Annotated in this window: 10 protein-coding genes; 4 read left to right on the plus strand and 6 right to left on the minus strand. The window is 41.0% G+C overall.

All coding sequences use genetic code 11. The annotated features are described in order from the left end of the window. The first annotated feature begins 87 nt into the window (after nt 1-87). Genes FLP08_RS00995 through leuB form a run of 4 tightly spaced genes read left to right on the plus strand, consistent with a single transcriptional unit; the run spans nt 88 to nt 4,394 of the window. Nucleotides 88-1,260, plus strand: coding sequence for a 2-isopropylmalate synthase (locus tag FLP08_RS00995; RefSeq protein WP_156273134.1), 1,173 nt, complete (start codon nt 88-90; stop codon nt 1,258-1,260). A 6-nt stretch (nt 1,261-1,266) separates the two neighbouring features. Beyond that, on the plus strand, nt 1,267-2,649 hold the full coding sequence (gene leuC / locus FLP08_RS01000; protein WP_156273136.1) for a 3-isopropylmalate dehydratase large subunit: 1,383 nt from the start codon (nt 1,267-1,269) through the stop codon (nt 2,647-2,649). Then, the gene (leuD, locus tag FLP08_RS01005; protein ID WP_156273138.1) at nt 2,650-3,282 is read left to right on the plus strand and encodes a 3-isopropylmalate dehydratase small subunit; all 633 of its coding nucleotides are present in this window, start codon (nt 2,650-2,652) and stop codon (nt 3,280-3,282) included. Further along, a complete protein-coding gene (gene leuB / locus FLP08_RS01010) occupies nt 3,279-4,394 on the plus strand; it encodes a 3-isopropylmalate dehydrogenase (protein WP_156273140.1) in 1,116 nt (371 codons plus the stop codon). The genes leuD and leuB overlap by 4 nt, the downstream gene beginning before the upstream one ends. 273 nt (nt 4,395-4,667) lie before the next feature. On the opposite strand, the gene argH is transcribed toward leuB, so the two are convergent. The 6 genes from argH to proC all read right to left on the minus strand — a co-directional run bounded on the left by argH (nt 4,668) and on the right by proC (nt 11,061). Continuing rightward, nucleotides 4,668-5,945, minus strand: coding sequence for an argininosuccinate lyase (gene argH, locus FLP08_RS01015; protein WP_156273142.1), 1,278 nt, complete (start codon nt 5,943-5,945; stop codon nt 4,668-4,670). Between the two features lie 122 nt (nt 5,946-6,067). Then, nucleotides 6,068-7,135, minus strand: a complete 1,068-nt coding sequence (locus tag FLP08_RS01020) for a M20 family metallo-hydrolase (RefSeq protein ID WP_156273144.1) — start codon at nt 7,133-7,135, stop codon at nt 6,068-6,070. Next, on the minus strand, nt 7,135-7,911 hold the full coding sequence (gene argB, locus FLP08_RS01025) for an acetylglutamate kinase (RefSeq protein WP_156273146.1): 777 nt from the start codon (nt 7,909-7,911) through the stop codon (nt 7,135-7,137). Before argB ends, FLP08_RS01020 begins: the two co-directional genes overlap by 1 nt. An 89-nt stretch (nt 7,912-8,000) precedes the next feature. Continuing rightward, on the minus strand, nt 8,001-8,951 hold the full coding sequence (locus FLP08_RS01030) for an N-acetylornithine carbamoyltransferase (RefSeq protein ID WP_156273148.1): 951 nt from the start codon (nt 8,949-8,951) through the stop codon (nt 8,001-8,003). A 167-nt stretch (nt 8,952-9,118) separates the two neighbouring features. After that, nucleotides 9,119-10,264 (minus strand): aspartate aminotransferase family protein, encoded by a 1,146-nt coding sequence (locus FLP08_RS01035; RefSeq protein ID WP_156273150.1) that lies wholly within the window; start codon nt 10,262-10,264, stop codon nt 9,119-9,121. Between the two features lie 2 nt (nt 10,265-10,266). After that, nucleotides 10,267-11,061 carry a pyrroline-5-carboxylate reductase gene (gene proC / locus FLP08_RS01040; RefSeq protein WP_156273152.1) on the minus strand — a complete coding sequence of 265 codons (795 nt, stop codon included), beginning with the start codon at nt 11,059-11,061 and terminating at the stop codon, nt 10,267-10,269. Between the last annotated feature and the right edge of the window lie 56 nt (nt 11,062-11,117).

Below are 11,117 nucleotides of genomic sequence, written 5' to 3' on the forward strand. Positions count from 1 at the left end.
CTAGTATCGTAACGCATTTCGATCCTGCATGGTCAAGGCATTCTTATTCCGATACTTTAGATAAAGATAAAGTAAAATAAATCTCATATGCGTACTGAAAAGGTAGAAATTTTTGACACTACATTGAGGGACGGCGAACAGGTCCCAGGCTGCAAACTGAATACTGAACAAAAATTAAAAATTGCTGCGCGACTGGATGAACTGGGCGTGGATGTTATAGAAGCCGGTTTTCCTGTTTCAAGTCCTGGTGATTTTCAATCGGTAACCGAGATCTCTAAACTCGTTAAGAATGCAACTGTATGTGGACTTACCCGTGCTGTTAAGAATGATATCAAGGTTGCTGCCGAAGCGCTGAAGTATGCCCGTAAACCAAGAATACATACTGGAATTGGAACATCTGATTCCCATATAAAGTATAAATTCAAATCCAGCAGACCCGAGATTATTGAACGAGCCGGAGAGGCGGTTGCCTTTGCCAAAACTTTCGTTGATGATGTTGAGTTTTATGCGGAAGATGCCGGAAGAACCGACAATGAATTCCTTGCAAAGGTATGTTTCGAAGCGGTGAGAAATGGCGCAACCGTATTGAATATTCCTGATACCACGGGATATTGTCTTCCGGAAGAATATGGTAAAAAGATCAAGTATTTGAAGGAAAATGTAGTAGGGATTGAAAATGTGATCATTTCCTGCCACTGTCATAATGATCTTGGTTTGGCTACGGCAAACGCAATAGCTGGTATTTCCAACGGTGCAAGACAGATCGAATGTACCATAAATGGTATTGGAGAGCGTGCCGGGAATACCGCCTTGGAAGAGGTCGTCATGATCTTGAGGCAGCATCCATATTTACAATTGAATACAGATATCAATCCACAATTGTTATACGATACCAGTAAAATGGTATCCAGGGAAATGGGAATGTACGTCCAGCCTAACAAGGCGATCGTAGGAGCGAATGCTTTTGCGCATAGCTCAGGTATACACCAGGATGGCGTCATCAAGAACAGAGAAACATACGAAATCATAAATCCAGCCGATGTCGGGGTCACCGAGTCGGCTATTGTTTTAACTGCCCGTAGTGGTAGAGCTGCTTTAGCCTATAAAGCGAAGAAGATGGGATACGATCTTACCAAACTTGAATTAGATCATGTTTATCATGAATTCCTGAATTTCGCAGATGCTAAGAAAGAAGTGGCAGATCATGACATTCACACTATTATGGCCATATTCAAAAAGAACTCCAGGGCAATTGCTTGATAGATTATGAAGAAAACTTTATTTGACAAAATATGGGACTCCCATGTTGTGGAAAGCATACCTAATGGGCCGGACATTTTATATATCGATAAACATCTGATACATGAAGTGACCAGCCCACAGGCTTTCAATGAATTAAAGGAAAGAAATATTCCGGTTTTTCGTCCGGACCAGATCGTTGCTACGGCAGATCATAATACCCCGACAAAAGATCAGCACCTGCCGGTGAAGGATCTTCTGTCCAGAAAACAGTTGAAGGAACTTAGCCAGAATTGCGAAGAGAACAATATCACTCTTTACGGTTTAGGGCATCCTTATAACGGAATTGTTCACGTGATGGCTCCCGAGCTTGGTATTACTCAACCAGGAATGACCATAGTTTGTGGAGATAGCCACACCTCTACTCATGGTGCCTTCGGTACAATTGCCTTCGGAATTGGAACAAGTCAGGTGACCCAGGTGTTTGCCAGCCAGTGTTTACTGGTGGAAAAGCCTAAGAAACTTCGGGTGAATGTTAATGGAAAACTGAAAAACGGAGTTCTTCCGAAAGATGTTATCCTTTACATCATCAGCAAGCTTGGAACAAATTCGGGTACGGGTTATTTCTGCGAGTACGCAGGTAATGTATTTGAAGAGATGTCTATGGAAGGGCGAATGACCGTTTGTAATATGAGTATTGAAATGGGTGCTCGCGGCGGATTGATCGCTCCAGACCAGACAACCATTGAATATGTGGAAGGACGGGAATTCGCTCCAAAAGGAGCTGAGTTTGAAAAAATGAAAGCCCACTGGGAAACTTTAAAAACCGATGAAGGAGCTGAATTTGACCAGGAATATTCCTTTGAAGCTGAAGATATAGAACCTATGATCACCTACGGAACGAATCCGGGAATGGGCATCAAGCTTACCGGGTCTATTCCGGTAGAAGGTAATAAAAGTGATGCCAAGGCATTAGGTTATATGAATTTTAAGCCGGGCGAAACCTTATTGGAGAAACCGATAAATTATATTTTCATTGGTAGTTGTACCAACTCCAGGATCGAAGATTTTCGAGTCGCTGCCTCTTATATAAAAGGAAAGAAGAAAGCTGAAAATGTGAACGCTTTGATCGTACCGGGTAGCCGTCAGGTTGCAGAACAGATCAGAACTGAAGGTTTGGATAAGGTTTTTGAAGAAGCCGGTTTCACCTTGAGACAGCCGGGATGTTCGGCTTGCCTAGCTATGAATGATGATAAAATTCCTGAAGGGGAATATTGTGTCTCTACTAGTAATAGAAATTTTGAAGGCAGACAGGGGCCCGGCTCCAGGACGATCCTGGCCAGTCCGCTAACTGCAGCTGCCACCGCTATTTCAGGTAAAATTTCAGATTACACTCAAACATTGAACTAAATGGAAAAGTTTATAAAATTAACAGATACGGTAGTACCTTTAGATGCTGAGAATGTAGATACAGACCAGATCATTCCGGCCCGTTTTCTAAAAGCAACAGATAAGGAAGGTTTCGGAGAAAATCTATTCCGGGACTGGCGTTTTAATAAAGCAGGAGAGCCAAATGAAGATTTCGTGCTGAACCAGGATAAATATTCGGGTTCCATACTTCTGGCAGGAAATAACTTTGGATGTGGTTCCAGCCGTGAACACGCTGCCTGGGCGATTAAAGCTTACGGATTCAAAGCAGTGGTATCCAGCTATTTTGCTGATATTTTTAAAGGAAACGCGTTGAATAATGGGTTATTACCCGTACAGGTAAGCCCCGATTTTCTTCATAAATTATTCACCGCCGTAGAAAAAGATGCCGAGGAAAAGGTGGTCATCGATTTAGAAGAACAGAAGATAAGTATCCAAAGTTCAGGTGATTCTGAAAGTTTTGATATCGATCCTTATAAAAAAACCTGTCTTATTAACGGATATGACGATATCGACTTTTTAACCAGTAAACTGGAGGTAATAAAGAAATTTGAGAAGAAGAGAAGCGGAAATCAGGCAGAACCGCAACAAACCCTACAAACTGAAAACATATGAAATTTAATATAGCTGTACTTCCTGGAGACGGGATTGGTCCTGAAATAACGCAGCAGTCAGTGAAAGTGCTGAGAGCTGTTGCCGATAGATTTGATCATGAGTTCAATTTTGAAGAAGCTTTAGTGGGTGCAGCCGCAATAGATTTATTGGGGGATCCATTGCCTGAAACCACACTGGAACTATGTAAAAAATCTGACGCTGTGCTATTCGGGGCGATAGGAGATCCAAAATATGATAATGATCCATCAGCCAAAGTAAGACCGGAACAGGGATTGCTTAAACTTAGAAAAGAACTTGGCCTTTTTGCCAATATCAGGCCGGTTAGAGCTTATGAAAGCCTAATCCACAAATCTCCTTTAAAGCCTGAAAATATTGAAGGGGCAGATATGGTCATCTTCAGAGAACTTACGGGTGGAATATATTTCGGAGAAAAAAGCACTGCCGAAGATGGTAGAAGCGCATCAGACCTTTGCACCTATTCTGTAGAAGAAATTGAGCGAATTGCACACCTGGCTTTTAAAGCCGCTGAGGAAAGAAGAAAAAAATTAACACTGATCGATAAAGCCAATGTCTTGGAGACCTCCCGTTTGTGGAGAAGAACTGTGACCGAGATCGCTAAAGACTATCCCGGCGTAAAAGTTGAGTATTTATTCGTTGACAATGCCGCCATGCAAATGATCCTGAATCCAAAACAGTTTGATGTGATCCTTACCGAAAATATGTTCGGGGATATTATTTCAGATGAAGCCAGTGTGATCGGGGGAAGTATCGGATTATTAGAGTCTGCTTCTATTGGAACTGAAAATGCCCTGTTTGAACCTATTCATGGATCCTATCCGCAGGCTGCTGGCCAGGGAATTGCGAATCCTATAGCTTCCGTGCTATCAGCAGCGATGATGCTGGATCATTTAGGACTAAAGAAAGAAGCTGAAACGGTGAGAATGGCCGTAGAATTGAGCATTAAACTGAATGTTTGTACTATAGATATCAATAAAGACAATCATTATTCAACTGAAAGAGTTGGAGATTTTCTGGAAAGTGTGATCAGCGATACTGAAGGTCATATCGTAAACAATGAAAACCTCAACCTGGGACAAATGACCATTATTTAGGAATTAGTTCATAATTGTTTTTAAAAAGCTGCCTCCTGAAAGTTGAAATTTTCAGGAGGCTTTTTTACTAAAAGAACTTTGTCATTCAGAACGAAGCCAAAGCGAAGTGATGAATCTTTAGATTCGCCAGATTCCTCTCCCGAAACTTTGGAATCGAAATGACAACCAATGTCATTCAGAACGAAGCGTTAGCGAAGTGAAGAATCTTTCCATACTATAGTTTCCTCTCCCGAAAAATCGTGATCATAATCACAATCGATTGAAATTCAATTACTAAAGCTGTTGCAACTTATTTTTGATCATGTTCAGGGAAAGATTGTCCTTACTTCCTGAATGTGTATGTTTCATTCCTTCTGAAGCCTCATATGTTCCATTCTGAACCTGCTCCCCTATTATCTTATAAGCATCTCTGAATGATTTTCCGTTTATCACCAGTTCGTTAATACTGTCTACCGTAAACAAATATTTATATTTTTCATCCTTAAGATCTACATCCTTTACCTTGATCTGGGCGATGGAGTGCGTAAAAACATCGAGTATCTCTTTCATATTTTCAACGGCATAAATACTATTCTCCTTAATGAGCTGAAAATCCCTGTGGTAACCGCTGGGCAGATTGTTGGTGATGAGGATCATTTCATTAGCAATAGCCTGAAGTTTATTGCATTTTCCCCTCACCAGTTCAAAAACATCCGGATTCTTCTTATGCGGCATAATGCTGGAACCTGTGGTAAGCTCATCGGGGAAGCTTATGAAATCAAAGTTCTGACTCATATACAAACAGATATCCATTGCAAACCTGGAAAGTGTATTGGCCAGAGAGGCGACATTAGAAGTTACCGTTCTCTCGCATTTTCCTCTGCTCATCTGTGCCGCGACCACGTTGAATTTCTGAGTCGAAAAGCCTAATTCTTTTGTGGTAAATTCCCGGTCGATAGGAAATGATGAGCCGTAACCGGCTGCCGAGCCTAAAGGATTCTGATCCACTATTTTTAATCCGGCTTCCAATAAATAAAGATCATCAATTAACAATTCGGCATAAGCTGAAAACCACAACCCGAAAGATGACGGCATGGCTACCTGAAGATGGGTGTAGCCAGGAAGGACCTTTTCCTTATGCTCATCGGCCAGGCCTAGAAGAACATCAATCAAGCTTTTTGTTTTTCCTGAGATCTGTCGCAGATTCTCTTTAAAATATAATTGCTGGGCCACCAGAACCTGGTCATTTCTTGATCTGGCAGTATGGATCTTTTTTCCGGTATCACCGAGTTTTTTGGTTAGTTCGAATTCTATCTTAGAATGAACATCTTCAAAATCCTGTTCGATCTCAAACTCTCCCTTTTCAAGCTGATCTTTCAATACATCAAGTTCTGCAAGCAATGATTCAACTTCCTGTTGTCTCAGGATACCGACTTTACCCAGCATTTTTGCATGTGCTTTGGAAGCCTGAATATCATATTCGGCCAGATGCATATCCAGTTCGCGGTCATTGCCAACAGTGAACTTTTCTATTTGTTTGTCTATTGAAATACCTTTATCCCAGAGTTTCATATTATCAAATTTAATATTTCGTCATCCTGAACTCGTTTCAGGATCTCATGAGAAGCTGAAACAAATTCAGCTTGACGTATTGTTCCTATTAATGCTGTTGCATTGAGCCTGGCGAAGTGCAATTACTTCAACGCTTTTTCAAGCAGCTTTATATATTTTTCTATTCCTTCTTCGATCTCTTTTACGTAAATAAATTCATCTGCTGAGTGAGATCTGGTAGAATCACCCGGACCTAACTTTAAAGACGGACAGCTTAACATCGCCTGATCACTCAAGGTTGGAGAACCATAAGTTTCCATTCCCAGATTTATCCCTGCTTTAACCAATTCGTGATCCAACGGAATTGAAGACGAATTTAATCGTAAACTCCGGGCATTGATCTCGTCGACCGGAGCTTTATCCTTTAAGATCTGCTCGATCTCCTTATTGCTATATTTATCATTTACCCTAACATCGATGACCAGATGCGTTTTTGCAGGAACTACATTATGCTGACTCCCGGCACTGATCTGGGTTACGGTCACTTTTACTTCTCCAAGGTTTTTAGAAACCTTTTCCAGTTTGAAGTTTTCAAACCACTCCAGAACTTTGGCTGTTTTATAGATGGAATTATCAGTATTTGGATGCGCAGCATGCGAAGGAGTTCCTTGCACCACCGCATCAAAAACTACCAGGCCCTTTTCAGCAACCGCTAGATTCATAAGAGTTGGTTCTCCTACGATAGCAACATCGATTTTAGGAATTTCCGGAAGTAACGCGGCAATTCCATTCTTACCGTTAATCTCCTCTTCAGCCGTTCCCGCAAATAGAATATTATGACTTAAATTTTCTTCTGAATATAAAAAGGTGAAGGTCGCTAACAGGGAAACAAGGCATCCGCCGGCATCGTTACTACCTAATCCATATAATTTGCCATTTTCGATCTCTGCTTTGAAGGGATCTCTAGTATAGGCCGAATTCGGTTTTACCGTGTCGTGGTGAGAGTTAAGTAAAAGTGTAGGCTTGTCCTTCTCAAAATGTTTATTAACGGCCCAGACGTTGTTTAAAAACCTCTTATGCGGAATTTTATACCGTTTGAACCAATTCTCAAGCAGAGCGGCTGTTTTATCCTCCTCGCCGGAAAATGACTGAGTCGAGATCAGATTTTTAAGTAGTTCTATGGCCTCTTGCTGAAGTTGCTCTAACTGCATTATTTCACAATTTTGGTATGGATAGAATTCTTCTTCAATAATTCGGCATCTCCCAGAATTACCGCAGAAACGCCTTTATTTATTGCTTCAAAACAATTTTGAAGTTTTGGCAACATTCCGTCTGTGATCACTTTTGAAGCTACCAGTTCTTTATAATTATCAGAATTCAATTCCATGATTACAGATTCTTCATCTTCAATATTGGTCAAAACACCTTTTTTCTCCGAACAGTAATAAAGCTTTACTTCATAAGATTTACTCATCTCAACCGCAATTTCTGAAGCAACTGAATCTCCGTTAGTATTTAACAAAACACCTTCCTCAGTACATGAAATTGCGGAAAATACCGGTACCATATCCTGAGCAATAATTGAATTAATGAAATCTGAATTCACTTTTTCTATATCCCCAACAAATCCATAATCGATCTCTTTAACCTCTCTCCTTTTTGAGATCAGCACCCTTCCATCTGCACCACATAGCCCGATCGCATTTTGTTTCCTGGCCTGGAGGTGAGCAACGATACTTTTATTCAGAAGTCCGCCGTACACCATCGTGATCACTTCCATAGAGTCTTTATCAGTAATCCTTCTGCCATCAACCATTTTAGTCTGAAAACCAAGTTTTCCGGCGACCTCCGTAGCTTTATTACCGCCGCCATGAACCAGGATCTTTGGACCTTCCAATTGCACGAAATCTTCCAGAAAGGAATTCAGAGAAGCTTCATTTTCGATAAGCTTCCCTCCTATTTTTATGACTTTCAGGGTTTGTTTCATTTCCTTTATTTGTATCTGTGTCATTCCGAGGGAGAAATCGACAGAGGAATCTCTTATAGATTTCTCACTGCAATCGAAATGACATTCAATTATTCCTTTCTACACTCCAGAATCCTCTTCAAAACCGCCTGTGCCGCAAAAGTCCTGTTATTAGCCTGGTGAATTACGATCGAATTTTCGCTATCCAGAATATCATCTGCAATGACAACATTTCTTCTCACCGGGAGGCAGTGCATAACCTTCGCATTATTGGTGTTTTTCAATTTTGCCTGATCCACGGTCCAGTTCTTTTCTACATTTAAAACCTGACCATAATCCTCATAGCTACTCCAGTTCTTTATATAGACGAAATCTGCATCCTTAAGTGCCTTTTCCTGATCATGTTCCACTTTCACCCCATTTCTAATATGTGGCGCAAGATCATATCCTTCCGGATTGGTGATCACAAAATCGACTTCCAGGCGCTGCATCATTTCTGTAAAAGAATTCGCGACAGATTGCGGTAAAGCTTTTGGATGTGGCGCCCAGCTTAAAACAACTTTCGGCCTTTCAGCTTTATTAAATTCTTGAATGGTGATAGCATCCGTCAAAGCCTGTAATGGGTGACCAGTCGCGCTTTCCAAATTCACAATTGGCACGGAAGCATATTTTTTAAAACTATTCAGCACATGTTCAGATTCATCTTTTTCCTTATCCTTTAGTCCGGGAAAAGCTCTCACTGCGATAATATCGCAATATTGAGAAAGTACGGCCGCGGCTTCTTTGATATGCTCAGCTTTATCTGAATTCATCACCGCACCATCCTCAAACTCCAGGGCCCAGCCATCTTTATCAGCATTCATCACCATTACTTCCATACCCAATAACTTTGCAGCTTTTTCAGTGCTTAGGCGTGTACGCAGACTGTTATTGAAAAAAAGCATTCCCAGGGTTTTTCCTTTTCCCGGCTTAGACGATGCATTTTTAGATTTCAGGCTTCTTGCTTCCCTGATGATTGTTTCGACATGATCGATGTCTGATAATGTGATGTAGTTCTTCATTTTAGAATTTAGTTAGTTGTCATTCCGAAGAAGTTTACGGCTGAGGAATCTTAGATTTCTCACTTCGTTCGAAATGACATTCTTCTATTTTATTTTTTCGTCAAGCTGAACTTGTTTCAGCTTCTCTATAGATCCTGAAACTCCCGAAGCATCGGGACAGGATGATTTTAAACTTTATGATGTTGCTCTTTTAAAACCTTTTTTAATGCCTCAAAAAAACTTTCAAAATGTTCTTTTTTAATATTCAATGGTGGCAGGATACGCAGTAACTTTTTATTAGAAGATGCCCCAGTAAAAATCTGGTGTTCAAATAAAAGTTCTTTCCTGAGTGCTGCGATCTCAAAATCGAATTCCAATCCAATCATCAAGCCTCTTCCTTTGATCTTTTTGATCTCCGGAATTTTAACAGCTTCTGCCTTTACAAATTCTGAAACCTCTGAAGCATTTTCCATCAAATTTTCGTTTTGGATAATATCCAGAACTGAGATTCCCGCGGCAGAGGCAAGATGATTTCCGCCAAAAGTGGTTCCCAGCATTCCGTATTTCGGCTGTATATTATTATCGGTCAGGATTCCTCCAATCGGAAACCCGTTGCCCATTCCTTTGGCCATGGTTATGATATCGGGTCTTATGCCATGTTTCTGAAATGCGAAAAAATCACCCGTTCTCCCATAACCTGATTGTACCTCATCTGCAATGAGCGTGACCTGATTTTCTTTACATAATTCAGCCGCCGATCTGTAAAATTCAGATTCAGCTTCATCCAGTCCTCCAACTCCCTGAATCACTTCAAAAATAACCGCGGCCACATCACCCTTTTCGATCTCCTTTTTCAAAGATTCAGTATCATTAAAAGCCAGCTTTGTCGCTTTATGGCCAAGATTGAAAGGAGCCTTAATAGATTCATTATCGGTAATAGCGACAACTCCAGAGGTCCTTCCGTGAAAAGCATTTTCAAAATAGATGATCCTGTCTTTCCCGGTTTCAAAAGAGGCAACCTTTAAGGCATTTTCATTCGCTTCAGCTCCTGAACTACACAGAAAGATACTATAATCCTTAACTCCCGAAACTTTTTCCAGTTTATCAGCAAGTTCCTGTTGTAGTGGATTTTTGATCGAATTCGAATAGAATCCTAGTTTCGCAGCCTGTTCCTGAATAGATTTCACATATTCCGGATGTGCATGCCCAACAGAGATCACCGCGTGGCCTCCATAAAGATCCAGGTACTTTTTTCCGGATTCGTCAAAAACATAGCAGCCTTCACCTTTTACCGGCGTGATATCATAAAGTGGGTAAACATCAAATAATTGCATAATTACTGATCTGAAATATTATTAATTTTTTTGAATGAGGCCTGGATCCCTTTGATCAAAGAGGAACTAAGTCCGTTGTGTTCCATTTCGTTGAGACCTTCAATGGTACATCCTCTAGGCGTAGTCACTTTATCGATCTCCTCTTCAGGATGCTTCCCAGATTCGATCAACAGACTTGCAGCCCCCAGACAGGTTTGCATAGAGAGCTCCTGAGCGTCTTTCGCATCGAAACCGAGCTGTACTGCTCCCTGAGTGGTTGCGCGTATCAAACGCATCCAGAAGGCGACTCCACTGGCGCAGATCACGGTGGCAGCCTGCATTTTATTTTCAGGAATAATGATACTGCTTCCTAACCGATTGAAGATAGCTTCGGCAATCGTGATCCTTTTCTGTCCTTTTTCATTACTGCATAGACAGGTCATCGACTTACCAACAGCGATCGCGGTATTGGGCATCGATCTTATGATAAAATGATCCTCGCCAACGATGCTTTCCATCCGCGGAATTTTGAACCCGGTAACGGTAGAGATCAAGACATGTTTATCGGTGAGTTCATCTTTGATCTCGTAAAGTATCTTTTCCAGTTGAGTGGGCTGAACGGCGAAGATCAGGATGTCTGAATTCTTTACAACTTCCAGATTATCTGAAGTTACGGTAACTTTTGAATATTCAGAAAACTCCTGAATCTCATCAAGTTTACGTTTGCTCAGATACAGCGTGGTAAAGGCATTGCTAAAAATGAGTCCCTTCGCAATGGAGACTCCCAGATTTCCTGCACCAATAATTCCTATTTTCATATCAATATTCTATTTAAATCGTCAATCTGAACACGTTTCAGCTTCTCCGAGATCCT

Origin of the sequence: Christiangramia aestuarii (genome assembly GCF_009735585.1) — a bacterium.
Taxonomy (GTDB): domain Bacteria; phylum Bacteroidota; class Bacteroidia; order Flavobacteriales; family Flavobacteriaceae; genus Christiangramia; species Christiangramia aestuarii.

Bases quoted from the DNA above. Each gene is read 5' to 3' on its own strand.
- FLP08_RS00995 (WP_156273134.1), top strand. From the start codon at position 88: ATGCGTACTGAAAAGGTAGAAATTTTTGACACTACATTGAGGGACGGC.
- leuC (WP_156273136.1), top strand. From the start codon at position 1,267: ATGAAGAAAACTTTATTTGACAAAATATGGGACTCCCATGTTGTGGAA.
- leuD (WP_156273138.1), top strand. From the start codon at position 2,650: ATGGAAAAGTTTATAAAATTAACAGATACGGTAGTACCTTTAGATGCT.
- leuB (WP_156273140.1), top strand. From the start codon at position 3,279: ATGAAATTTAATATAGCTGTACTTCCTGGAGACGGGATTGGTCCTGAA.
- argH (WP_156273142.1), bottom strand. From the start codon at position 5,945: ATGAAACTCTGGGATAAAGGTATTTCAATAGACAAACAAATAGAAAAG.
- FLP08_RS01020 (WP_156273144.1), bottom strand. From the start codon at position 7,135: ATGCAGTTAGAGCAACTTCAGCAAGAGGCCATAGAACTACTTAAAAAT.
- argB (WP_156273146.1), bottom strand. From the start codon at position 7,911: ATGAAACAAACCCTGAAAGTCATAAAAATAGGAGGGAAGCTTATCGAA.
- FLP08_RS01030 (WP_156273148.1), bottom strand. From the start codon at position 8,951: ATGAAGAACTACATCACATTATCAGACATCGATCATGTCGAAACAATC.
- FLP08_RS01035 (WP_156273150.1), bottom strand. From the start codon at position 10,264: ATGCAATTATTTGATGTTTACCCACTTTATGATATCACGCCGGTAAAA.
- proC (WP_156273152.1), bottom strand. From the start codon at position 11,061: ATGAAAATAGGAATTATTGGTGCAGGAAATCTGGGAGTCTCCATTGCG.